The organism is Microbacterium sp. B35-30, from assembly GCF_010634855.1.
GTDB lineage: Bacteria > Actinomycetota > Actinomycetes > Actinomycetales > Microbacteriaceae > Microbacterium.
This window is the reverse complement of sequence record NZ_MWLQ01000011.1, coordinates 294,782-317,676: the sequence shown is the minus strand read 5'-3', so window position 1 is coordinate 317,676 and position 22,895 is coordinate 294,782. Positions and strand designations below refer to the sequence as shown.

The 22,895-nt window shown below is 69.8% G+C and carries 21 protein-coding genes and 2 tRNA genes; 17 read left to right on the top strand and 6 right to left on the bottom strand.

The genetic code is table 11. The annotated features are described in order from the left end of the window. Positions 1–9: 9 nt before the first annotated feature. From B2K11_RS05810 to pepN, 3 genes are all read right to left on the bottom strand, one after another. Complete coding sequence (locus B2K11_RS05810) at positions 10–870, bottom strand: ABC transporter permease (protein ID WP_204260018.1); 861 nt, start codon at positions 868–870, stop codon at positions 10–12. Next, complete coding sequence (locus tag B2K11_RS05805) at positions 870–1,778, bottom strand: ATP-binding cassette domain-containing protein (protein WP_163617295.1); 909 nt, start codon at positions 1,776–1,778, stop codon at positions 870–872. Before B2K11_RS05805 ends, B2K11_RS05810 begins: the two co-directional genes overlap by 1 nt. Positions 1,779–1,876: 98 nt before the next feature. Beyond that, positions 1,877–4,423, bottom strand: coding sequence for an aminopeptidase N (gene pepN / locus B2K11_RS05800; protein WP_163617525.1), 2,547 nt, complete (start codon positions 4,421–4,423; stop codon positions 1,877–1,879). A 183-nt stretch (positions 4,424–4,606) separates the two neighbouring features. Here pepN and B2K11_RS05795 point away from each other — a divergent pair, with 183 nt between their 5' ends. The 8 genes from B2K11_RS05795 to B2K11_RS05760 all read left to right on the top strand — a co-directional run bounded on the left by B2K11_RS05795 (position 4,607) and on the right by B2K11_RS05760 (position 13,377). Further along, entirely contained in the window at positions 4,607–5,806 is a 1,200-nt protein-coding gene (locus tag B2K11_RS05795) for a ferrochelatase (RefSeq protein ID WP_239525757.1), read from the top strand. A gap of 82 nt (positions 5,807–5,888) precedes the next feature. Beyond that, entirely contained in the window at positions 5,889–6,431 is a 543-nt protein-coding gene (locus B2K11_RS05790) for a ribose-5-phosphate isomerase (RefSeq protein ID WP_163617293.1), read from the top strand. A gap of 4 nt (positions 6,432–6,435) precedes the next feature. Then, the gene (locus B2K11_RS05785; protein ID WP_163617292.1) at positions 6,436–7,434 is read left to right on the top strand and encodes a DNA-formamidopyrimidine glycosylase family protein; all 999 of its coding nucleotides are present in this window, start codon (positions 6,436–6,438) and stop codon (positions 7,432–7,434) included. Between the two features lie 41 nt (positions 7,435–7,475). Then, positions 7,476–8,117 carry an FMN-binding negative transcriptional regulator gene (locus tag B2K11_RS05780; protein ID WP_163617291.1) on the top strand — a complete coding sequence of 214 codons (642 nt, stop codon included), beginning with the start codon at positions 7,476–7,478 and terminating at the stop codon, positions 8,115–8,117. Further along, positions 8,114–9,619, top strand: a complete 1,506-nt coding sequence (locus B2K11_RS05775; RefSeq protein ID WP_163617290.1) for an amidohydrolase family protein — start codon at positions 8,114–8,116, stop codon at positions 9,617–9,619. The genes B2K11_RS05780 and B2K11_RS05775 overlap by 4 nt, the downstream gene beginning before the upstream one ends. Before the next feature lie 89 nt (positions 9,620–9,708). Beyond that, entirely contained in the window at positions 9,709–11,301 is a 1,593-nt protein-coding gene (locus B2K11_RS05770; RefSeq protein ID WP_239525756.1) for a multicopper oxidase domain-containing protein, read from the top strand. Then, entirely contained in the window at positions 11,282–12,688 is a 1,407-nt protein-coding gene (locus tag B2K11_RS05765) for a sensor histidine kinase (protein ID WP_163617289.1), read from the top strand. Before B2K11_RS05770 ends, B2K11_RS05765 begins: the two co-directional genes overlap by 20 nt. A 20-nt stretch (positions 12,689–12,708) precedes the next feature. After that, complete coding sequence (locus tag B2K11_RS05760; RefSeq protein ID WP_163617288.1) at positions 12,709–13,377, top strand: response regulator transcription factor; 669 nt, start codon at positions 12,709–12,711, stop codon at positions 13,375–13,377. Positions 13,378–13,515: 138 nt separating this feature from the next. Here B2K11_RS05760 and B2K11_RS05755 read toward each other — a convergent pair whose 3' ends face one another. Beyond that, positions 13,516–13,998 (bottom strand): DNA starvation/stationary phase protection protein, encoded by a 483-nt coding sequence (locus tag B2K11_RS05755; protein WP_163617287.1) that lies wholly within the window; start codon positions 13,996–13,998, stop codon positions 13,516–13,518. A gap of 168 nt (positions 13,999–14,166) precedes the next feature. On the opposite strand from B2K11_RS05755, the gene B2K11_RS05750 reads away from it, so the two are divergent. Together B2K11_RS05750 and B2K11_RS05745 are read left to right on the top strand one after the other, a co-directional pair. Beyond that, a complete protein-coding gene (locus B2K11_RS05750) occupies positions 14,167–16,314 on the top strand; it encodes an acyltransferase family protein (RefSeq protein ID WP_163617286.1) in 2,148 nt (715 codons plus the stop codon). After that, on the top strand, positions 16,311–16,850 hold the full coding sequence (locus B2K11_RS05745) for a gamma carbonic anhydrase family protein (RefSeq protein WP_163617285.1): 540 nt from the start codon (positions 16,311–16,313) through the stop codon (positions 16,848–16,850). Before B2K11_RS05750 ends, B2K11_RS05745 begins: the two co-directional genes overlap by 4 nt. Before the next feature lie 36 nt (positions 16,851–16,886). Here the strand turns inward: B2K11_RS05745 and B2K11_RS05740 are convergent, their stop codons facing one another. Beyond that, positions 16,887–17,795, bottom strand: coding sequence for an alpha/beta fold hydrolase (locus B2K11_RS05740; protein WP_163617284.1), 909 nt, complete (start codon positions 17,793–17,795; stop codon positions 16,887–16,889). A 182-nt stretch (positions 17,796–17,977) separates the two neighbouring features. Here B2K11_RS05740 and B2K11_RS05735 point away from each other — a divergent pair, with 182 nt between their 5' ends. Further along, entirely contained in the window at positions 17,978–18,547 is a 570-nt protein-coding gene (locus tag B2K11_RS05735) for a hypothetical protein (protein WP_163617283.1), read from the top strand. Between the two features lie 65 nt (positions 18,548–18,612). On the opposite strand, the gene B2K11_RS05730 is transcribed toward B2K11_RS05735, so the two are convergent. Continuing rightward, positions 18,613–18,686, bottom strand: a tRNA-Gly gene (locus B2K11_RS05730). A 100-nt stretch (positions 18,687–18,786) separates the two neighbouring features. Here B2K11_RS05730 and B2K11_RS05725 point away from each other — a divergent pair. The 6 genes from B2K11_RS05725 to B2K11_RS05700 all read left to right on the top strand — a co-directional run bounded on the left by B2K11_RS05725 (position 18,787) and on the right by B2K11_RS05700 (position 22,894). After that, positions 18,787–19,164: a nuclear transport factor 2 family protein gene (locus B2K11_RS05725; protein ID WP_163617282.1), complete on the top strand. Its 378-nt coding sequence runs from the start codon at positions 18,787–18,789 to the stop codon at positions 19,162–19,164. Positions 19,165–19,263: 99 nt separating this feature from the next. After that, positions 19,264–19,337, top strand: a tRNA-Pro gene (locus B2K11_RS05720). 80 nt (positions 19,338–19,417) lie between these two features. Next, positions 19,418–20,947, top strand: a complete 1,530-nt coding sequence (tig, locus tag B2K11_RS05715; protein WP_163617281.1) for a trigger factor — start codon at positions 19,418–19,420, stop codon at positions 20,945–20,947. A 69-nt stretch (positions 20,948–21,016) separates the two neighbouring features. Further along, positions 21,017–21,508 (top strand): tetratricopeptide repeat protein, encoded by a 492-nt coding sequence (locus B2K11_RS05710; protein WP_163617280.1) that lies wholly within the window; start codon positions 21,017–21,019, stop codon positions 21,506–21,508. A gap of 79 nt (positions 21,509–21,587) precedes the next feature. Further along, positions 21,588–22,181: an ATP-dependent Clp protease proteolytic subunit gene (locus tag B2K11_RS05705; protein WP_163617279.1), complete on the top strand. Its 594-nt coding sequence runs from the start codon at positions 21,588–21,590 to the stop codon at positions 22,179–22,181. Between the two features lie 32 nt (positions 22,182–22,213). Beyond that, positions 22,214–22,894 (top strand): ATP-dependent Clp protease proteolytic subunit, encoded by a 681-nt coding sequence (locus B2K11_RS05700; protein ID WP_163617278.1) that lies wholly within the window; start codon positions 22,214–22,216, stop codon positions 22,892–22,894. Position 22,895: the final 1 nt, after the last annotated feature.

Genomic DNA, 22,895 nt, shown 5'->3' with positions numbered 1-22,895 from the left:
CGCTCGACTCTACGCGTCGCGTGTTTTCAGCACCGCGATGCCCCCGGCGATGGCGGCCACGGTCCACACGGCGAGTGTGATGAGCGCCGGAACGGGCTCCAGGACCTCCCCGGTCATGGGAGACCCCATGAACAGGGACTGGCCGGCGTTCGAGGGCAGGTAGCTCGCAGCGTCGTGGATCCACTGGAAGGAGTCGAGACGAGGGAAGAACAGCACGAGGATCGGCGCGACGAACACGAGACCGATGCCGGCGGCCAGTGCGCCCGGACCGTTGCGGATGATGAAGCCGATTCCCACGCCGATGACGGCGATGAGCGCGAGGTAGACGGCCGCGCCCAGCAGCGGCATGAGTGAGCTGTCGGGTTCGCTGACGTCGAGAGCGCCCGTGGGCAGCACGGCCCCCGATGCGACCGCGGCGACCGCGAAGACGACGGCGCTCGTGACGAACATCGTGGCCGCGACGACGAGAGCCTTGGCGAACAGCGCCGCCGTGCGCGCCGGTGCAGCGGTGAGCGTCGAACGGATCATGCCGGTCGAGTACTCGCCCGTCACGGTGATCGTGCCGAGGACGACGGCGAGCAGCTGCGTCAGCACCGTGCTGAACACGACGACCTGCACCGCCTGCCGGTTCGCCTCTTCGACCGACATCGGCGGCATGTCTCCGGCGAAGGCCGCGAACGAGAACGCCATGAGGAGACTGAGGCCGATCGAGACGACGGCCACGAGTCCGATCGACCACCAGGTCGAGCGGAGGCTCGTGAACTTGATCCACTCGGAGGCGACCAGACGCGCGAACGAGAGGCGGTAGGGGGAGCCGTCGACCACGGCGTCCGTGGCGGTGGAGGGGGCGGGGGCGAGTGCGGTGGTCATCAGATGTCCTTCGTCTTGTATTCGACGTCGTCGCCGGTGAGCCGGAGGTAGGCGTCCTCGAGGGTGCCGGACGCGGGGGTGAGCTCGTGCAGCACGATGCCGTGCGCGAGGGCGAGATCGCCGATGTCATGCGCGGCGGCGCCCTCGACATCCATCACGCCGTCCGCCAGGTGGGTGACGGTCACGCCGTCTCCGGCGACGAGCCGAGCGAGTTCGACCGCCCGCGGCGTGCGGATGCGCACCGTGGCGCGCGTCCACTGCCGGACGAGCTCGTCGACCGGCGCATCGGCGAGCACCCGTCCGCGACCGAGCACGATGATGTGGTCCGCCGTGAGTGCCATCTCACTCATCAGGTGGCTGGACAGCAGCACTGTCTTGCCCTCGGATGCCGCGTGCCTGACGAAGCGGCGGACCCAGAGCACGCCCTCGGGATCGAGGCCGTTGACCGGTTCGTCGAGGATGAGCGTCTTCGGGTCTCCGAGCAGCGCCGCCGCGATGCCGAGGCGCTGACCCATGCCGAGGGAGAATCCTCCGGCGCGCTTGCGCGCGACGGAGCTGAGCCCGGTGATCTCGATGACCTCGTCGACGCGCCGGCGAGGGATGCCGTGGGTCGCGGCCATCGCCCGGAGATGGTTCTGGGCGCTGCGGCCGGTGTGGACGGCCTTCGCGTCGAGCAGCACACCGACCTCGGTCAGTGGCGACCGCAGGCGACGGTAGTCGCGGCCGTCGACGGTGACCCTTCCGCTGGTGGGCCGGTCGAGCCCGACGATCATCCTCATCGTGGTGGACTTGCCGGCGCCGTTGGGACCGAGGAACCCGGTCACCCGGCCCGGTTGGACGGTGAAGCTCACATCCTGGACGGCGTGCTTGGCTCCGAAGCTCTTGCTCAGACTCTCTGCGACGATCATGACTTCGACGCTACGCAAGACCCTCCCCGGGCCGCGTCGGCCGCAGGGAGGGTCTTGGAGCACGGCGACTGGTACCTGGGTACCACGTCGGTGGTGCGCTACTGGGCGTCGCGGTCCTGCACCGACAGCGCCCGCTCGACGCCCGCGAGGTTCTCGGCGACGAGGCGTCGGAGCGCCGGCGCGGCGTCGGAGTTCGCCTCGAGCCAGGCGCGCGTGGCGTCGCGCAGGGCGACGTTCGCGAGTGGCGCGGGGTAGAGCCCGACGATGACGTACTGCGCGATCTGGTAGGTGCGCGAGTTCCAGATCGGCAGCAGCGCGTCGAAGTAGCGCCCGACGAAGCCGTCGAGCAGTTCGCGGCCGGCGGGGTGCACGAACCCGGCGGCGGCGGCGCGGACGATCGTGTTCGGCTGGTCATCGCTGTCGACGAGCGACGACCATGCGGCCGCCTTCGCCTCGGCTGTCGGCAGCGCGGCCTTCGCCTGAGCGGCGAACTCGCCGCCCTTGGCGGTGTTGTCGTCGGCGAGTGCCGCGTCGATGTCGGCGGGGGACACACCGCCGCCGGCGGCGAGCGAGACGAGCAGCTGCCACGACAGGTCGGTGTCGATCGCGAGGTCGGCGAACGTCACCTCACCGTCGCGCACCTGTCGCACCTTCTCCCACTGGCCCGGCGTGGCTGCGGCGGAGGCGAATGCGGTGACGAACTGCAGCTGGCTGTCGCTGCCCGCCTCGGCGGACTCCGCGAGCTGCCACAGTGCGTCGGCGACGTGCGCACGGGTGGCGTCGCGCTTCTCGGGGGCGACGTACGAGTTCGCCGCGAGCTGCAGCTGGGCGAGCGTCGTGCGCACCGTGGTCGACTCGGTCTCGGCGCCGATGTTGCGCAGCACCAGATCGACGTAGTCGGACGCGGATGCCTCGGCATCCCGTGTCTGGTCCCACGCGGCACCCCACACCAGCGACCGGGCGAGCGGGTCGGTGATCTTGCCGAGGTGGCCGATCGCGGTCTGCAGCGACTTGTCGTCGAGACGGATCTTGGCGTAGGCCAGGTCCTCGTCGTTGAGGAGCACCAGCGCGGGGCGCTTGCGGCCCTTGAGCTCGGGCACCTCGGTCAGGTCGCCGTCGACGTCGAGCTCGACGTGGTGCACGCGCACGAGCGCGTCGCCGTCGAGGTCGTAGAACCCGACGCCGAGGCGGTGCGGGCGGATGGTCGGGTAGTCGGCCGGCGCGGTCTGCACGATCGCGAAGCGCGTGATGGTGCCGTCGACATCCGTCACGATCTCGGGCGACAGCGTGTTGACGCCCGCCGTCTCGAGCCACTTCTTCGACCACGTCGAGAGCTCACGGCCACTGGTGACCTCGAGCTCCGAGAGCAGATCCGACAGCTCGGTGTTCGACCACTCGTGCTTCTTGAAGTAGGCGCCCACGCCGGCGAAGAACTCGTCGATGCCGACCCACGCGGCCAGCTGCTTGAGCACCGAGCCGCCCTTGGCGTACGTGATGCCGTCGAAGTTGACCTGCACGTCCTCGAGGTCGTTGATCTGCGCGACGACGGGGTGCGTGGAGGGGAGCTGGTCCTGGCGGTACGCCCAGGTCTTCTCCATGGCGTTGAAGGTCGTCCACGCCTCGGTCCACTCGGTGGCCTCGGCGGTGGCGATCGTCGACGCCCACTCGGCGAACGACTCGTTGAGCCAGAGGTCGTTCCACCACTTCATGGTGACCAGGTCGCCGAACCACATGTGCGCGAGCTCGTGCAGGATCGTGACGACGCGACGCTCCTTGACGGCATCCGTCACCTTCGAGCGGAACACGTACGTCTCGGTGAACGTCACCGCCCCGGCGTTCTCCATCGCACCCGCGTTGAACTCCGGCACGAACAGCTGGTCGTACTTCGCGAACGGGTAGGCGTAGTCGAACTTCTCCTCGAAGTACGCGAAGCCCTGACGCGTCTTGTCGAAGATGTAGTCGGAGTCCAGGTACTGCCAGAGGCTCTTGCGGCCGTACACGCCGAGAGGGATGACGCGGCCCGACGAGCTCGTGAGCTCCGAGAACGTCGCCTCGTACGGGCCGGCGATGAGAGCAGTGATGTACGAAGAGATGCGGGGAGTGGGCTCGAAACGCCACGTCGCGGTGCCGTCGCCGTGCTTCTTGGGCTCGGGGGTGGGGGAGTTGGAGACGACCTTCCAGGGCTCCGGCGCGGTGACGGTGAACGCGAACGTCGCCTTGAGGTCGGGCTGCTCGAAGACCGCGAAGACGCGACGCGAGTCGGGCACCTCGAACTGCGAGTAGAGGTAGACCTCGTCGTCGACGGGGTCGACGAAGCGGTGCAGGCCCTCGCCGGTGTTGGTGTACAGGCAGTCGGCGTCGATGACGAGCTCGTTGTCGGCGGCGAGCCCGTCGAGCGCGACGCGGGAGTCCGCGAATGCGGTCGCGGGGTCGAGGGACCGGCCGTTGAGGGTGATCTCGCGCACCTCGCGCGCGATCAGGTCGATGAACGTCGCGGCACCCGGCGTAGCGGTGAAGCGGACGACGGTGCGGGATCCGAAGACCTCGGCGCCTTTCGTCAGGTCGAGCGCGATCTCGTAGGACTGCGTCTCGACGATCGCGCGGCGCTCCTGCGCCTCGATGCGGGTGAGGTTCTCTCCAGGCACTGCTGTGGCTCCCATGGGTGAGGATGACGGATGATCTCGATAATCCCGTTGCGCGGACGCTCGATCCGGCGGCCGCCATCAGCGCTGCTGGCGCCGATGACAACCGTCCCAGCCTATGCCAGCCGCCGGGGAAAGCACCGATCGGGTGACGGAAACCCGCGCGCCGGGTGTCAGGATGGAGGGGTGACTTCTCCCGAGCAGCACGTCGTCCCGTTCGCCTCGCCCGCCGCAGCATCCGGCGCTCCCTACGTGGAGCAGGCCGTCGCCTACGACGGCCTCCTGCTCGCCGGCTTCGGCGGTCCTGAGGGCCAGGACGACGTCATCCCGTTCCTCCGCAATGTCACGCGCGGCCGAGGCATCCCCGACGAGCGCCTCGAAGAGGTCGCCCACCACTACCGGCACTTCGGCGGGGTGAGCCCCATCAACGCGCAGAACCGTGCCCTGAAGGCGGCCCTGGAGGCGGAGCTCGCCGGCCGCGGCATCGACCTGCCGGTGTACTGGGGCAACCGCAACTGGGCGCCGTACCTCGACGAGGCGGTGACGGATGCCGCAGCCGCAGGTGACACCAGACTCCTGGGTCTGGCGACGAGCGCCTACTCGTCGTTCTCGAGCTGCCGGCAGTATCGCGAGGACTTCGCGCGGGTGCTCACCGAGACCGGGCTCGGGGACACGGTCACGATCGACAAGGTGCGGCAGTTCTTCGATCACCCCGGCTTCGTGCAGCCGTTCGTCGACGGCGTGCGCGACGCGGTGGGCGGATTCCTGGGCGACGGCATCGCTCCTGAGGCTGTGCGGGTGCTGTTCTCGACGCACAGCATTCCGACGGCGGATGCCGAGCGCTCCGGCCCGCGCGAAGGCGACGAGCAGCATCGCGACCTCGGCGAGGGCGGCGCATACGCGGCGCAGCACCTCGCCGTCGCCGAAGTGGTGATGGCCGCGGTGGCGGCCGACATTCCCGGCGCCGACCGCGTCGCGTGGGACCTCGTGTACCAGTCGCGCTCGGGCCCGCCCAGCCAGCCGTGGCTCGAGCCCGACGTCAACGACGTCATCGCCGAGCTTCCCGCTGCCGGCGTGCAGGCGGTGGCGATCGTGCCCCTCGGCTTCATGAGCGATCACATGGAGGTCCTGTGGGACCTCGACACCGAGGCCATGGATGCCGCGGCCGATGCGGGCATCCGCGCCGTGCGCACGCCGACCCCCGGTGTCGACCCGGTATTCGTCTCGGGGCTCGTGGATCTCGTCCAGGAGCGACTGAGCGGCACGCAGGCGGGCGAGCGCCCGCACGCGACGGACCTCGGACCGTGGTTCGACGTGTGCCGCCCGGCGTGCTGCGAGAACGTGCGCGCGGGGTTCAAGCCGGCTGCCGCGGGCGTCGCGCCCTGAGTCGCGGACGACACGTCTCCTCGGCCGCGCACGGAGCCGCGGCATCCGTCCTCGTCCCTCTCGCCTGCCTAGGATTGAGCCCATGCGCATCCACATCGCGACCGACCACGCCGGCCTCGAGTTCTCGACGCAGCTGCAGCACCATCTCGCCGCGGCGGGCCACGAGGTCATCGACCACGGCCCCCTCGAATACGACCCGCTCGACGACTATCCGGCGTTCTGCATCCGCGCCGCCCAGGCGGTCGTCCGCGACCAGGCCGCCGGCATCGAGACGCTCGGGGTCGTCTTCGGCGGTTCGGGCAACGGCGAGCAGATCGCGGCGAACAAAGTGCGCGGGGTCCGCGCAGCCCTGGCGTGGAGCATCGCCACGGCGGAGCTCGCGCGCGAGCACAACGACGCGAACGTGATCGCGATCGGCGCCCGCCAGCACACGTTCGACGAGGCGACCACGTTCATCGACCGCTTCATCGCGACCCCGTTCTCGGGCGAGGAGCGCCACGCGCGACGCATCGCACAGCTCGCCGCGTACGAGGAGGACGGTGCGCTGCAGCCCGACCCGCGCGCTGCCCGACAGCCCGACGTCCTGGCCGCCGACGACAGTTCGTTCGACCCCGAAGCCGGCTGACCCGATGCCCGAGGGCCATTCCGTCCACCGCATCGCCCGCCAGTTCGACCGCAACTTCGTCGGCCGTGCCGTCGCGGCCTCGAGTCCGCAGGGCCGGTTCGTGGAGGGTGCGGCGGTGATCAGCGGCCGCACCGCCACGCAGGTGCGTGCCGTCGGAAAGCAGATGTTCCTGGAGTTCGACGACGACCTCTGGCTGCGCGTGCATCTCGGGATGTACGGGGCGTGGGACTTCGCCGGAGAGATCGTCGTCGACCCGACGATCGCCTCGGCCAACGGCCGCATGGGGCAGACCAATCAGCGCGGAACCGACATCGGCGAGCCGATCCTCGACAGCGCGGGCGAGAACTCGCTGACCTCGATCGGGGCCCCGCGGCGTGCCCGCGTGCACGTGCGCATGTCGGAGCAGACCACGGGTCTCGCCGACGAGGGAGAGGAATGGCCGCCCCCCATCGTCGGGCAGGTGCGCCTGCGGCTCCTCAGCGAAACGACGTGCGCCGATCTGCGGGGCCCGACCGCCTGCGAGCTGCAGACGCCCGACGAGGTCGCCGCGACCATCGCGAAGCTCGGCCCGGACCCTCTCGTCGACGACGTCGCAGAGGGCGAGGAGCGGTTCGCCTCGGTGGTGCGCCGCAAGCCCACCTCCATCGGCCTGCTGCTGATGGACCAGAACGTCGTCAGCGGCATCGGCAACGTGTACCGCGCCGAACTGCTGTTCCGCGCGCGCCAGAATCCGCACACGCCGGGCCGGGACGTGCCCGAAGAGGTGGTGCGGGGGATCTGGCGCGACTGGGTGCGGCTCATCGCGATCGGCGTCGAGACCGGTCAGATGATGACGATGGACGACCTGGACCCCGACGCCTACCGCAAGGCGATGGCGAGCCGTGACGACCGGCACTGGGTCTACCACCGAGCCGGGCTGCCCTGCCGCGTGTGCGGCACCGCGATCGTGGTCGAGGAGGTCGCCACCCGCAAGCTCTACTGGTGCCCCTCCTGTCAGGCCTGACGCCGCGACGACCGAGTCCGCGGCGCGAATAGGCTGAGTCCATGCGCCAGAACCCGAGCTTCGCGATGTCGGATGTCGGCGAGATCCGCCGGCTCATCGAGCAGAATCCCTGGGTCACGCTGATGAGCGCCACCGACGCCGGACTCGTCGCGTCGCACTACGCCGTGATGCTGGACCCCGAGCGCGACGACCTGACCATCGTCGGCCACGTCGGCAAGCCCGACGACTTCATCCACGACCTCGGCGAGCGCGAGCTCCTCGTCGTCGTGCAAGGGCCGCACGGGTACATCTCGCCCGGCTGGTACGGTGACGCGCAGAGCGTGCCCACCTGGAACTTCGTCTCGGCGCACCTCAGCGGCATCCCCGAGCTGCTGACCCCCGAGGAGAACCTGGACGTGCTCGAGCGCCTCGTCGCCCGCTTCGAGAGCGGGATGCCCGAGCCGCGGCTGATGTGGGCGCCACCGAACGACCCCGAGTTCGTGCGCCGACTGGAGAAGGGCACGGCGGGGTTCCGTCTCACGCCGACCCGGGTCGTCGGCAAGCGCAAGCTCAGCCAGAACAAGGCGGACGAGATTGTCGAGACCGTGATCGTCGAGCTCGAGGCCGGTGCGAGCCCGTACGCCGATCCGCGGCTTTCCGCAGAGATGCGCCGCGACTTCGAGACCCGGAAGGCCGCCCGGTGACGCTCGCTCGCGGTGATGCGCCCGACGTCATCGCGAATGCGCGGCTGACCGGTTCCGAGCGCACCGACCCCTTCGGCTCCGACCCCGTCGACGTCCATCTCGCGGAGGGACTGGTCGTCGACATCGCCCCCGCCGGTGGGCTGCCGCGGGACGGCCTCGTGCTCGACGCCGGGGGCGGGTGGGTCATCCCGGGCCTCTGGGACCACCACGTGCACACCGTCCAGTGGGCGCTGTCCGCCCAGCGCGTAGCGCTCGGCGGTGCGACGTCCGCGGCGGAGGCGGCCGCCCTCATGGGTGAGACCGAGGCACTGCCGGACGGCCGCCGTGTCGGCGCCGGCTTCCGTGACGCGTTCTGGGCGGACGCGCTCGATCTCGCGGTTCTCGACGCTGCGACCGGCGAGGTGCCGACCTACCTGATCAACGCCGACGTGCACAGCGTGTGGCTCAACAGCGCGGCACTCCGCCGCGAAGGCTTCGCGCCCGACGGGGCCGGCATCCTTCGTGAGGAACCCGCGTTCGAGATCTCGCGGCGGCTCAACGCCGTCGACGCGTCGGTGTCGGATCCGCTCGTCGGACGCATGGCGCAGGATGCCGCTGCCCGCGGTGTCGTAGGACTCGTCGACCTCGACATGGCGTGGAACGAGGACGCCTGGGCGCGCCGCCTCGCCGGTGGCTTCGACGCCCTGCGGATCATCTTCGGGATCTACCCCGAGTTCCTCGACCGCGCGATCGCGGAGGGCCTGCAGACCGGCGATGTCGCCCGCGGCGCCGGATCCGATCTCGCCCGTGTGGGTGCGCTCAAGGTGATCACCGACGGCTCGCTGGGAACCCGCACGGCGGCGACCTCGCACGCTTACCCTGGCGACCCGCACAACCACGGGCTCCTCACCGTCGATCTCGCCATGCTGGTCGACCTGATGACACGTGCGACCGCGGCCGGCATCGGGTCGGCCATCCACGCGATCGGGGACGTCGCGAACTCGCACGCGCTCGACGCCTTCGCCGCGACCGGCGCGTGGGGCGCCATCGAGCATGCGCAGCTGGTCGCCCACGCCGACATTCCGAGGTTCGCGCGCCTGGGCGTCGCCGCGAGCGTGCAGCCCGAGCACGCGCTCGACGACCGCGACCTGACCGACAGGGTGTGGGCCGGTCAGACCGCGCAGCCGTACCCCCTGCGAGCGCTGGCCGACTCCGGAGCGAATCTGCTGTTCGGCTCCGACGCACCTGTGACGCCCCTCGATCCGTGGGCGGGAATGGCGTCGGCGGTGTTCCGCACGCGCGACGGCCGCGACCCCTGGCAGCCTCAGCAGCGGGTGGACGCCGCCACCGCTCTCGCAGCATCCACCCGCGGCGGCTCGGCCGTGCCCGCACGTGTCCAGCCGGGCGACCTCGCCGACCTCGCGATCTGCGAGCGTGATCCGCTCACCGCCGACGAGACCGGGCTCCGCGGCATGCGCGTCGACGCGACGCTGCTCGGCGGACGCCTGACGCACCTGGCGTAAAGCCCTCCCCGCGGGCGGGGGTCTTCCCCCGTACGGGTTCGGGAGGGGGTCGGATGCCGCCGCGGCGGCGTCGTCGCGAGGCTGGAGGCATGACCTTCACCTCGTCCACACCGCGCGCCCCGCAGCCGCCCGCCCCGCCGTCCATGGCGCCGCCGAGCGCGACGCCACGCCGCAGGCGACGTCGGCGGCTCATCATCACGCTTATCGCGATCCCGCTCGCCGTCGTCGCCCTGCTGATCGCCGCCGGAGGGATCTGGTTCGCGTCCAACGCGGTGCGCAAGACACCTCCGGCCGTCGGGACGATCGACTTCGGTGCGCCGCTCGCCGTGCCGCCGCTGGCGCCGTCTCGCGTCGAGAACGGCGTGCGGGTCTTCGAGCTGACCGCGCAGGAAGGCCGGTCGTCGATGGTTCCCCAAGGGGACACGCCCACGCTCGGCTACGACGGCGACTACCTCGGCCCGACGCTCGTCGCCGAGAAGGGCGAGCAGGTGCGGGTCGACGTGACCAACGGCCTCGCGGATCCCACGACCGTCCACTGGCACGGCATGCACCTGCCCGCCGCCATGGACGGCGGTCCCTACTCGCCGATCGCCGCGGGTGGCAGGTGGCAGCCCGAGTGGACGATCGACCAGCCGGCCGCGACGCTCTGGTACCACCCCCACCTGCATGGCCGCACGCAGGAACAGGTCGATGCGGGTCTCGCCGGGATGTTCGTGGTGCGCGACGACGCGGAGGCCGCGCTCGCCCTGCCGCGGGAGTACGGCGTCGACGATCTGCCGGTGATCGTGCAGGACCGGTCTTTCAACTCCGACGGGTCGTTCGCGGGCGGACTGGGCATGCAGTTCGACGGAGTGCTGGGCGACACGATCCTGGTGAACGGCACCGTCGCGCCGTACTTCGACGTCACGACCGAGCGGGTGCGCCTGCGGCTCCTGAACGGCTCGAGTGCGCGGATGTATGACTTCGCCTTCGCCGACGGCCGCGAGTTCTCCCTCATCGGCACCGACGGCGGCCTGCTCGAAGCGCCCGTCACAGCGACCGACATCCCGCTGTCGCCGGGGGAGCGCGCCGAGATCGTGGTGTCCGTGAAGCCGGGGGAGCGCATCGTGCTCCGATCTCTGGCGCCCGACCCGGCGCTCAACGCCGGCGCGGCCGGCTTCGACGTGATGGAGCTGCGGGCCGCTGACTCCCTCGCGGACTCACCGGAGGTGCCTTCACGCCTCGCCAGCCTGCCTGCGGCGGATGCGAGCAGCGCAGCGGCAGAGCGTGACTTCGTCATGTCGGGCCACGACATCAACGACCGGGAGATGGACCTCGACCGGGTCGATGTCGTCGCGACGGTCGACAGCAGCGAGATCTGGACCGTGCGAAACAACAATCCGCTGCCGCACTCGTTCCACGTCCACGACACCCAGTTCCGGGTCCTCAGCGTCGACGGCGCCCCGCCGCCCGCCCGGCTGGCCGGCTCCAAGGACACCATCGCGCTCGAGCGCGACCGCGAATACCGGCTTCTGGTGCGGTTCGACGACTATGCCGATCCGACCACTCCGTACATGTATCACTGCCACCTCCTGTGGCACGAGGACCAGGGCATGATGGGACAGTTCCTGGTCGTCGAGCCGGGCCAGCAGCCCGACCTGAAGCGTCCTGAGGGAGACACCGATGACCGTCACGACCACTGAGCCGGCCCCGCTGCAGCCGGACGCGTCCAGACCCGTCACCGGGTTCTGGGAGTCCTACGGGCGGGCCTGGATCCGGACGCCGGGCAGCGCCCTCTACCTCCTCGCGGTCTTCGTCCTCGCGATGCTCTCGATCAGCGTGCTGGCGCCGCTGTTCTGGACGAGCGTCGGCCTGCTCGTCATCCTGATCGGTCTGCCGCTGGGGGTGCTGACGCTGCTGATCGCGCGCGGCTTCGGCGTCGCCGACAGGTACCTCCTGCTGCTGACCGGCCTGCCGGAGATCCCGGAGCCGGAGTGGAACCGCGACACCACCGACAGCACCGGCTTCTGGAGGACGCTCACCCGGCCCATCCGCAATGCGCACTACTGGCTCTATCTCGTGCACGGCATGATCGTGAACCCGATCATCAGCACCATCTCGTTCGCGCTGACGACGGTGTGGCTGAGCATCGGCCTCGGCGGCCTCACCTACTGGTTCTGGGGACTGTTCCTGCCCCGGGGCTGGAACGACGACGGCTCCGGCGGGGAGTGGGGCAACTACGTCGCGGACTATCTGCCGTGGCTGTTCGGCGGATGGTCGAACTGGGCCGTCGAGGTGACGCTCTACCTCATCGCCGGCATCCTCTTCACGGCCACGATGCCGTGGGTGCTCGGCGGGCTGGCGCGCGGCCACCACGCGGTCGCCCGCGGCATGCTCGGCCGGTGGAGCTCGGACGACCTCGCCGCCGAGGTGCGTGCCGAGGCGGCTGCCCGGGGTGCCGCGGTGCACGCCGAGGACGTCGCCCTGCGCCGCCTCGAGCGCGACATCCACGACGGTCCGCAGCAGCGCCTGGTGCGGTTGCAGATGGATCTCGCGGCGCTCGAGCGTCGAGCCGAGTCGGGAGACGCGGATGCCGCGGCCGAGCTCGCGCGCGAGGCACGCGGTCACGCCAAGGCGGCGCTCGACGAGCTGCGTGCGCTGTCCAGCGGCGTTGCGCCACCGCTGCTGCAGGACCGGGGCCTGGCCGCCGCACTCGACGCGCTGGCGACCACGTCTCCGCTGTCGGTGCAGGCCGAGATCGATCCGGCGATCGACCGCGCCGTGAGCCAGGAGGTTGCGCGCACGGTGTACTTCGTCCTCGCCGAGCTGATGACCAACGCCGTCAAGCACTCCGGTGCGACCGCGGCGACCGTGCGCGCCTCGCTCCGCCGCGGCGCCTCGGGGGCGCCCACCCACCTGGATGTGTGGGTCGTCGACAACGGCCGCGGCGGTGCGGTCATCACGTCGGGCCACGGTCTCGAGGGGCTCCGCGAGCGCCTCGCGGGCCTGCGCGGACTGCTCGTGGTCACGAGCCCTGTCGGCGGCCCGACCTCGGTCGGTGCGCACATCCCGCTGGCGGTCGCGTCGTGACCGGTGCCTATCCTGAGGGGATGGCTTCATCCTCCGACACCGCACCGCTGCGGGTCGTCCTCTTCGAGGACTCCGTCCTGCTGCGCGAGGGGCTCGTCCGCCTGTTCGGCGAGGCCGGTTACACGACCGCCGGGGCATGGGGTGATGCGCAGGATGTCGTCGAGCGGGTGCGTGAAGCGCGCGCCGACGTCGCGATCCTCGACGTCCGGCTGCCCCCGGGCTTCCGTGACGAGGGCATCCGCGCGGCGCTCGCCGTGCGGGCGGCGCTGCCGCAGGTCGGCATCCTCGTCCTCAGTCAGTACGTCGAGGGCGTGTACGCCCGCGAGCTCCTCGCCGGTGGGGAAGGAGGCGTGGGGTACCTCCTGAAGGATCGGGTCACCTCGCTCGACGAGTTCACGGATGCCGTCCGCCGCGTCCGCGAGCGCGGCACGGTGCTCGATCCGCTCGTGGTGCAGGGACTGCTGTCGGCGCGGCCGGATCCCCTGGCGACACTCACTCCGCGCGAGCGCGACGTCCTCACCCTGATGGCCGAAGGACGCAGCAACGCCAACATCGCGCGACAGCTCTTCATCGGCGTCGGCGCGGTCGAGAAGAACATCAGCGCGATCTTCGCGAAGCTCGGGCTGGAGGAGTCGGGCACCGAGCATCGCCGGGTGCACGCGGTCCTCGCCTTCCTGCAGCATCCGTGATCACCGGTCGTTGAGCGAGCGAAGCGAGACGAAACGCCCCGGACTTCGATGAGAATTCCAGGGCGTTTCGTCTCTGCGTTTCGACTCGCAAGTTCGCTCAACGACCGCGTTCCTCGCTCGCTCAACGAGCGAGGACGCTCATTCGGCGAGGTGCGCGAAGAGGAACCAGCGGTCCTTCTCGAGAGACTCCTTGATGCCGATCGCGATGTCCTGGCTCGTCAGGTCGAACTCGTCCAGCCCGTCGATCGCCGCCTGGACGTCCGCGATGACGGTGTCCATGTCGGTGATCACGTTGCGGATGAGCGCGTCCCACTGCGTGAAGCCGGCGGGCACGGCCGTCGCCGTCTTCTGCGCCACGGTGCTGACGCGGGCATCGACCGGCAGGCCCAGGGCGACGATGCGCTCCGCGGCCTGGTCGGCGCCGTCCTGCGCGTGGGCGACGACGGAGTCGAGGAGCTCGTGGATCGCGATGAAGTTCGCGCCGCGCACGTTCCAGTGCGCCTGCTTTCCATTCACGGCCAGGGCCTGCAGGCCCAGGACGACGGGGGTGAGGAACTGCGCCGTCGCGGCGGCGACGTCGGGGTTCGCTGCGGTTGCGGGGGTGGTCTGGGTGTTCGTCATATCTGTCGCCTCCATCGTGCGGAGGGTCGCTCAACTCGGCGATCGCCCTCCAGTGACTGCAACGCTACTCAGCGGGAGTAATTCCGCAAGCAAGACAAGGCTGGGCTAAACCGGCGAATCCGCGCCGCGGGTGCGGGCCAGACGCGCGACAGCGGCTAACGTCGATTCGTGCCTTCCGCCGATCACGACCTCGGACCGCAGCATCTGAGCGCCCCCGCCAAGACCGTGACCCGCGAGCCCCGCGACCGCTCGCCCGAACACGCCGAGCCGTCCCGGTTCATCCCGCACGTGCAGGGTCTGCGCGCCATCGCCGTGCTCTGCGTCGTGCTCTACCACTTCTGGCCGGGTCGCCTCGCCGGCGGCTACATCGGCGTCGACATCTTCTTCGTGATCTCAGGCTTCCTCATCACGGCGCATCTGATGCGCGAGCTCACCGCCACCGGCACCGTCAGGCTGGGTCAGTTCTGGGCCCGGCGCGCACGGCGTCTGCTGCCGGCATCCCTTCTCGTCCTGCTCTTCTGCGCGGTCGTGGTGATGTCGCCGTACCTGATGCCCACCTCGGCCCTGCCGAACGAGGTGCGCGAGATCCTGGCGTCGACGTTCTACGTAGAGAACTGGTACCTGGCGCTCAACTCGGCGGACTACCTCAACCACGCCGGCTCGCCGACCACGGTCCAGCACTACTGGTCACTGTCGCTCGAAGAGCAGTTCTACGTGATGTGGCCGCTCATCATGCTGCTGGCGGCGTGGATCGGCGTGAAGTGGTTCCGCGGCGAGCGGCGCCGCACCGTCATCGCCGCTCTCGGCGTGGTGACCGTGGTGTCGTTCGCGTTCTGCGTGATCTTCACCATCACGAACCCGGCGCCGGCCTACTTCGTCACGTTCGGCCGGATGTGGCAGTTCGGCGTCGGGGCGCTCGTCGCGCTCGTGCCGATGCTGCGCGTACGCAACGCGATCGGCAGCTTCGTGCTCGGGTGGGCGGGCATCCTGATGCTGCTGTACGCCGCCTTCACCTTCGACGGGCAGACCCCGTTCCCCGGGTACATGGCGGCGGTGCCCACGCTGGGCGCGGCGGCGGTGATCGCCGCGTCCAACACGGACCGCTGGTGGTACCCGACACGCCTGCTCGCAATCCGCCCGGCGCAGTTCGTCGGCGACATCTCGTACTCGCTGTACCTCTGGCACTGGCCGCTGATCGTCATCGCGCCGTCGGTGCCCTTCTGGGGTCTCACCATCTACCACCGCGTCGCCCTCCTGGTGCTGTGCTTCGTGCTCGCGTGGCTCACCAAGCGCTTCGTCGAAGACCCCGCACGGGGCTGGAAGGTGCTCACCTCTCGGCCCTCGCGCGTCACATTGTGGTCGTCGCTCGCCGCGATGATCGTCGTCGCCCTCGTCGCCGGCACCGCGTGGCTCGTCAACGCGCCGCTGTACAACCAGGGCACGCGCGACATCGCGACGCTGCAGCAGAACCCCCCGGAGTGCTTCGGCGCGGCATCCGTTCTGGATCCTTCCTGCGCCGACGCCGACTTCGGCGGCCAGATCCTGCCCGCGCCAGGCTTCGCCGGCATCGACCGCCCCGAGTACCCGCAATGCTTCGTGCAGCTCACCGACGCGCGACCGGTGTCGTGCACGTTCGGATCGGACGACCCCGGCGCCCCGAGGGTCGCGCTCGTGGGCGACAGTCACGCGTACCAGCTGCTGTCGACGTTCCAGCGCATGGCCGACGAGAACGGCTGGCAGCTCGTGACCTGGTTCAAGGGCGCCTGCCCCTGGAACACGACACCGCTCTCGACGCCCGGCGCCTTCGGCGCGGCGTGCACCGAGTGGCGCGACCGTGTGCAGAACGCGATCGACGATGCCGACCTCGATGCCGTGTTCACCGCGGCGATCGCCACGACCCCGTACTCGTCGGCCGGGTACGACTCGGCCCATGACGCCGCTGTCGCCGGCTACCGCGAGGCGTGGAGCACGGTCACCGATCGGGGCGTCCCCGTCATCACGGTGGTCGACAACCCGGTCTGGGAGACCGACCCGAACAAGTGCCTGCGCACCCGTGACGTGTCGGAGTGCGACGGCGCCCGCTCCGATGTGCTCGTGGAGGACGATCCGCTGCGGGACGCGGCAGCCGGTCTCGACGCGGTGACGCTGCTCGACTTCACCGACGTGTTCTGCGGAGAGGACACGTGCGCGCCCGTGGTGGGGGGTGCGAACATCTATCGCGACCAGGATCACCTCACGGTGACCTTCGCCGACAGTCTCGCGCCCTGGTACACCGAGGCCATCGAGGCGGCGCTCGCGAATAGGGTCGGGTCATGACGATCGCAGCTGAAGCCTCCGTCCTCGCCGCGGCGGGCAGGACGCCCGACCTCCACCCCACGTCGTTCGTGGCCGCCGGCGCACGCATCGTCGGGGGAGTCACCCTCGGTCCGGGTGCGAGCGTCTGGTACAACGCGGTGCTCCGCGCCGACGGCGACACGATCACCGTGGGCGCGAACAGCAACCTGCAGGACAACGTGTCGGTGCACGTCGACGCCGGCAGTCCCGTCGTGATCGGAGAGAACGTGTCGGTCGGGCACAACGCCGTGGTGCACGGCTGCACGATCGGCGACGGGTCTCTCATCGGCATGGGGGCGGTGGTGCTCAACGGCGCCAGGATCGGCTCGGGATGCCTCATCGCCGGCGGTGCGGTCGTGCTCGAGGGATCCGACATCCCGGACGGCTCACTCGTCGCCGGCGTTCCCGGCAAGGTGCGTCGTGAGCTGACCGACGAAGAGCGCGCCGGACTGCTGCGCAACGCCCAGCACTACCTCGCGCACGTGCAGGAGCACGTCAAGGCCCGCCCCGTCGGCTGAAGCCGGGGGCTCGGCCGCGGCGCCAAGGCGCGCGCGTCACTCGCTGGGCCGCGCCGGCGGGTGATGCTTGCCCCGGTGCACCTCGTAGAGCCGCACGTGCCCCGGCCAGGCCGGGTCGTTCTCGATCGGCAGATCGTCCATGAATTGACGGATGACGTGCGCCAGCTGTCCGGGATGGCTGAAGTTGATCGCGTGCGCGGCGCCCTCCAGCATCACGACGAGCACATGGCTGTCTGTCTGGCTGGCGATCTCGTCGACGCGGTGCGCGTGCGGCAGCAGCGGGTCGCGCTGCCCCAGCACGACGAGCGTCGGGATGCGCATCTCGAGCAGTCGTTGGAGCGACGGATACTGCGTGAGCGAGCGGAACATGCGCACGGTGCTGGGCACGCCGAACCGGACGTAGTCGGGAACGGCGACGCGCGCCATCCGGACGGGCTCGCGCGGAGCGTCCTGCGAGAGCTGCTTCATCGCCCGGCGAAGCGGCTGATTGAACAGTCCTCCGGCGGGGGAGACGAGCACGGCGCGGTCGATCCGCTCGGGGTACCGGTGGGCGAACTCGATGATGACAGGGCATCCCATCGAGTTGCCGACGAGCGAGGCCTTCTCCACGCCGCGATCGTCGAGGAAATCGAGCGCGGCGCGCGCGAGGTCCGGGATGTCGAGCATGTCTCGACGCTTGCCGCTGCGGCCGAAGCCCGGAAGGTCGGGGACGTACGTGTGGAAATCGTCGGCGAGCATCTCGGCCGTCGGCAGTAGGTAGCGGCCCGACAGGCCGAACCCGTGCACGTGGGCCATGACGCGAGGATCGCGGGACGGCCGCGGCGACTCGCGATAGAAGACGTCGACGTCGTCGATGCGCGTCCACTTCTCGGCGAGGGTCGATGCCGGGCGGCGCGGCAGCTTGCGCGGCTGCGGCGGACCGGGTGGCGGCTTCCGGCTGCTCATCACGCCTCCTGAGCGAGTGGTGAACGGTGCTGCTGTCAGTCTGCCCGCTGCGGCGCCGGCGCAATAGCGCGGATCGCCTGAGCACGAAGGGCCGCCACCGGGGCGGCCTTCGGCCGTCGGCCGTCGGCCGCACCCGCAGCATCGCCCTGTGCGCGTCTGGACCCGGACAGTATGGTTGCCCCGTGGGAGGCTGTGAGGAGCGCCTGGATCCCGTCAGCTGCCGGCTCGACGTCGTGGTCACTCTGCTGGAAGGCCAGAGTCGAGTGGGGCTGACCGCCCTCGTCGTCGCGCTCATCTCGGCTGCAGTGGCCACAGTGCTCGCAGTGGCGGCACTGCGGGCGTCGTCGGCTGCGAATCGGCTGGCCAGGCAGAACGTGGAACTCATCCGCCGCTCCGAGCGACGCCGACTGGTCGATGCGCTCGAGGCCTACAGGGCTTCGCGAGCCAAGGACATGGGTCTCGGGCAGCGCAGCGGCATTCGGCACTACCTTCCTCTCGCGCGCGGCATCATCGCCGAGATCGACGAGCCGAACGCCGAGGTGCTGACGGACTGGTTGACGACGGCGATCGACACGATCATCGACGATCCCGATGAAACAGAGCGGCGAATGGACCGGCACCGCCTCCGGATGGAGTTTCCTCCCGTCGCGGCCTCGTGGTTGAGCCATCCTGAGAAGTTCCGCCCCCGGCCCTTCCTCCGAGGGGCCGAGCAGCAGGCCGGCATTCGCGGGTCGGACGATGGATCGGGATGACCGTTTCGGACGGCGTCCGCGCGAAAGGCCCGCGGTATCGCCTCGGCGGCACGTTGGGGGCCCTGTGGAGGGGATGACGGGAATCGAACCCGCACCATCAGTTTGGAAGACTGAGGCTCTACCATTGAGCTACATCCCCGTGCGCCCGCGAGCGGGCACCGCCCAATCGTAGTACATCGCGGCGGTCAACCTTTTCCGACCCGCAGTCCCGACGCGCGGCTGAGGGAAGGACCGCTGCGATGGAACGCACGGGCAGGCACGTTGTCGAAGCGCTCGTCGCGACGCTCAACGCCGGCGAGATCGGCGGGATGGACGATCTGTTCCATGACGACGCGGTCATGGAGTGGCCGCAATCCGGGGAGCGCATCGTCGGCGCCGCCAATCGCCGTGCGATCTACGGAGCGTTTCCGCAGCTGCCGACCATCTCGCCCCGGCAGCTCAACGGCGAGGGCGACCTGTGGGTGCTGGAGGCCGATCTCGATTACGGCGACGGCGACCCATATCAGACGGTCTTCCTCTTCGAGATGCGCGATGGTCGAATCGCCAAGGAGACGGCGTACTGGACGAAGCCGTTCCCGGCGCCCGCCTGGCGAGCCGCCTGGGTGGAGTCGATCTGAGGCCCGCGCAGGTACGGCCCGGGCGGGTCGGCTAGACTTCTCGGGGCCACTGTGCTTTTCGGAGCGCAGAAAGGGCGCACGCACGCGTGCGAACCCGCCCGGGGCGTAGCTCAGCTTGGTAGAGCGCCCGCTTTGGGAGCGGGAGGCCGCAGGTTCAAATCCTGTCGCCCCGACAATCACGGCCCTCAGAATTCCGAACCCAGACCTTCAACTGCCGCGTCCTCGCGCGGTCCGATAGAGGAGAAGTACAGGCATGGTGAACAGCACCGTCGAGAAGCTCAGCCCGACCCGGGTGAAGCTGCACATCACGGTCAGCCCCGACGAGCTCAAGCCGTCGATCAAGCACGCGTATGAGCACATCGCGCAGGACGTGCAGATCCCCGGCTTCCGCAAGGGCAAGGTGCCCGCTCCGATCATCGACCAGCGCATCGGCCGCGTCGCGGTGCTGGAGCACGCCGTCAGCGAAGGCCTCGACACGTTCTACCGTGAGGCCGCCGCGTCGCACGAGCTGCGCGTGCTCGGCCGCCCGTCGGCCGAGGTCACCGAGTGGCCGAACGAGAAGGACTTCTCGGGCGACCTCGAGGTCACCGTCGAGGTCGACGTGCGCCCCGAGTTCGACCTGCCCTCGTTCGAGGGCACGACCGTCGAGGTCGACGCCATCGAGGTCGACGAGACCGCGATCGACGAGGAGCTCGACCGTCTGCGCGCCCGTTTCGGCACGCTCGTCACGGTCGACCGCCCCGCAGCCACCGGTGACTTCGTCGAGCTGGACCTCGTCGCGACCATCGACGACGCCGAGATCGACCGCGCCGAGGGCGTGTCGTACGAGGTCGGCTCGGGCGAGCTGCTCGAGGGCATCGACGAGGCCATCGAGTCGCTCACCGCCGGTGAGGACACCACGTTCCGCTCGAAGCTCGTCGGCGGCGACCACGCCGGCGACGAAGCCGAGGTCTCGGTGACCGTCAAGGCCGTCAAGGAGCGCGAGCTTCCCGAGGCCGACGACGACTTCGCTCAGATCGCGAGCGAGTTCGACACCATCGCCGAGCTGCGCGACAGCCTCAAGGAGCGGGTCGGCCAGCAGGGCGCCTTCTCGCAGGGCTCCGCCGCGCGCGACAAGCTCATCGAGACGCTGCTGGAGCAGGTCGAGATCCCCGTTCCGCCGCAGCTCATCGAGGACGAGGTGCACAACCACCTCGAAGGTGAAGGCCGTCTCGAGGACGACGTGCACCGCGCCGAGGTCGCCGAGGCCAGCGAGAAGCAGTTCAAGACGCAGATGCTGCTCGACAAGATCGCCGAGACGGTCAACGTCCAGGTGTCGCAGGACGAGCTCACGCAGTACCTCGTGCAGTCCGCCGCCCAGTACGGCATGGCTCCGCAGGAGTTCGTGAACGCGCTGCAGGAGGGCAACCAGCTCCCCGCGATGATCGGCGAGGTCGCCCGCAACAAGGCCCTGGCCGTCGCGCTCGGCAAGGTCACGGTCGTCGACACCAACGGCAACCCGGTCGACCTCAGCGGCTTCGTCGCCACCGAGGACGAGGCTGCGGACGAAGCAGCAGTCGTCGACGAGGCGGAGGAGATCGCGGATGCCGCAGCCGACGCAGACGCCGTGATCGAGGCGGAAGAGGCCGCGGCGCCCGCGAAGAAGGCGCCCGCCCGCAAGCCCGCCGCCAAGAAGGCTGCTGCCGACGCCGACGCCGAAGCGGCCCCGGCCGAGAAGCCGGCTGCGAAGAAGGCTCCGGCCAAGAAGGCTCCGGCCAAGAAGGCCGCGGCCGACAAGGAGTAATCGCTGCGACCGCAGTGATCGGGGGACGGATGCCGCGGCATCCGTCCCCTTCTTCATCGAGGAGGAACCGTGCACGACGACTGGGCCGCGCGTATCGAGGCCGTCTGGAACGATGACGGGCTGAGCGACGAATCCAGGGTCGAGCGGATCGACGCCCTCGCGGCCGAGCGGCCGGTCGGCGACCCGGTCGCGCTGTTCGAGCGTGCTGGCGCGCGAGACGCCGCCGGGCTCGAGGCGGACGCCGCCCCGCTGTATCGCGCAGCCCTCGACGCAGGGCTGGACGACGTGCACCGGCCGCAGGCCGTGATCCAGCTCGCGAGCACACTGCGCAATCTCGGGCGCGCGGAGGAAGCGGTCGGGCTGCTGCGGGCGGAGCTGTCCCGCGAGCCCGCTTCGCCGCTCCACGACGAGGCGTCGGCCTTTCTGGCTCTCGCCCTGGTGTCGCTCGGTCGCGAGCGGGAGGCGGCATCCGTCGCCCTGCGAACCCTCGCCCCGCACCTCAGCCGATACACACGATCGGTCGCCGCGTACGCCGATGAGCTGAGCGACGGCACCGCCTGATCTGCCCAGGGCGAACACGGGCGGGTCGCTCGTGACGCGCCGGTAGATTCGATGGCGACCCAAGGAAACAGGAGTACACATGGCCGAACCACTTGTCGCGACCAGCGTCTTCGACAGGCTGCTGAAGGACCGCATCATCTGGCTGGGGTCGGAGGTGCGCGACGACAACGCCAACGAGATCTGCGCGAAGATCCTGCTTCTCGCCGCCGAGGATTCCGAGAAGGACATCTACCTCTACATCAACTCGCCCGGCGGGTCGATCACGGCCGGCATGGCGATCTACGACACCATGCAGTTCGTCCCCAACGACATCGTCACGGTCGGCATCGGCATGGCGGCATCGATGGGGCAGCTGCTCCTGACGGCCGGCACCAAGGGCAAGCGCTACATCACGCCGAACGCGCGCGTGCTCCTGCACCAGCCGCACGGCGGCTTCGGCGGCACCTCGAGCGACATCCAGACCCAGGCCCAGCTGATCCTCGACATGAAGAAGCGCCTCGCCGAGATCACGGCGGCCCAGACCGGCAAGACCGTCGAGCAGATCAATGCCGATGGTGACCGCGACCGCTGGTTCACCGCTCCGGAAGCGCTCGAGTACGGCTTCGTCGACCACATCCGCGACTCGGCACTCGACGTCATCGGCGGCGGCGGCACCGCCGGATCCGCGAGCTGACGGCACCCGAAGGCGAAAGAGAGAGAACCCGAATGCAGACCCCCACCTTCGGCGGCGCGCCGCTGGCACCCCAGGGCCTCCAGATGCCCGGCAGCCGCTACATCCTGCCGCAGTTCGAGGAGCGCACGGCCTACGGCTACAAGCGCCAAGACCCGTACAACAAGCTCTTCGAGGACCGCGTCATCTTCCTGGGCGTCCAGGTCGACGACGCCTCGGCGGATGACGTCATGGCCCAGCTCCTGGTGCTCGAGAGCCAGGATCCCGACCGCGACATCATCATGTACATCAACTCGCCCGGCGGCTCGTTCACGGCGATGACGGCGATCTACGACACCATGCAGTACGTGTCGCCGCAGATCCAGACGGTCGTGCTCGGTCAGGCGGCGTCGGCGGCGGCCGTGCTGCTGGCCGCCGGTGCGCCCGGCAAGCGCCTCGCGCTGCCGAACGCCCGCATCCTGATCCACCAGCCCGCCGTCGGCGAGGCCGGGCACGGTCAGGCGTCCGACATCGAGATCCAGGCCGCGGAAATCCTCCGCATGCGGACCTGGCTCGAAGAGACGCTCGCGAAGCACTCCAACAAGACGCAGCAAGAGGTCAACAAGGACATCGACCGCGACAAGATCCTCTCCGCCGAGGAGAGCGTCGTGTACGGCCTCGTCGACCAGGTGCTCACCACGCGCAAGCGCGGCCAGCAGGCTGCGCTGACGAAGTAGT

Bases quoted from the DNA above. Each gene is read 5' to 3' on its own strand.
- B2K11_RS05740 (WP_163617284.1), bottom strand. From the start codon at position 17,795: ATGAGCAGCCGGAAGCCGCCACCCGGTCCGCCGCAGCCGCGCAAGCTG.
- B2K11_RS05785 (WP_163617292.1), top strand. From the start codon at position 6,436: ATGCCCGAGGGCCATTCCGTCCACCGCATCGCCCGCCAGTTCGACCGC.
- B2K11_RS05755 (WP_163617287.1), bottom strand. From the start codon at position 13,998: ATGACGAACACCCAGACCACCCCCGCAACCGCAGCGAACCCCGACGTC.
- B2K11_RS05700 (WP_163617278.1), top strand. From the start codon at position 22,214: ATGCAGACCCCCACCTTCGGCGGCGCGCCGCTGGCACCCCAGGGCCTC.
- B2K11_RS05705 (WP_163617279.1), top strand. From the start codon at position 21,588: ATGGCCGAACCACTTGTCGCGACCAGCGTCTTCGACAGGCTGCTGAAG.
- B2K11_RS05760 (WP_163617288.1), top strand. From the start codon at position 12,709: ATGGCTTCATCCTCCGACACCGCACCGCTGCGGGTCGTCCTCTTCGAG.
- tig (WP_163617281.1), top strand. From the start codon at position 19,418: ATGGTGAACAGCACCGTCGAGAAGCTCAGCCCGACCCGGGTGAAGCTG.
- B2K11_RS05770 (WP_239525756.1), top strand. From the start codon at position 9,709: ATGACCTTCACCTCGTCCACACCGCGCGCCCCGCAGCCGCCCGCCCCG.
- B2K11_RS05765 (WP_163617289.1), top strand. From the start codon at position 11,282: ATGACCGTCACGACCACTGAGCCGGCCCCGCTGCAGCCGGACGCGTCC.
- B2K11_RS05810 (WP_204260018.1), bottom strand. From the start codon at position 870: ATGACCACCGCACTCGCCCCCGCCCCCTCCACCGCCACGGACGCCGTG.
- B2K11_RS05745 (WP_163617285.1), top strand. From the start codon at position 16,311: ATGACGATCGCAGCTGAAGCCTCCGTCCTCGCCGCGGCGGGCAGGACG.
- B2K11_RS05780 (WP_163617291.1), top strand. From the start codon at position 7,476: ATGCGCCAGAACCCGAGCTTCGCGATGTCGGATGTCGGCGAGATCCGC.
- B2K11_RS05725 (WP_163617282.1), top strand. From the start codon at position 18,787: ATGGAACGCACGGGCAGGCACGTTGTCGAAGCGCTCGTCGCGACGCTC.
- B2K11_RS05805 (WP_163617295.1), bottom strand. From the start codon at position 1,778: ATGATCGTCGCAGAGAGTCTGAGCAAGAGCTTCGGAGCCAAGCACGCC.
- B2K11_RS05790 (WP_163617293.1), top strand. From the start codon at position 5,889: ATGCGCATCCACATCGCGACCGACCACGCCGGCCTCGAGTTCTCGACG.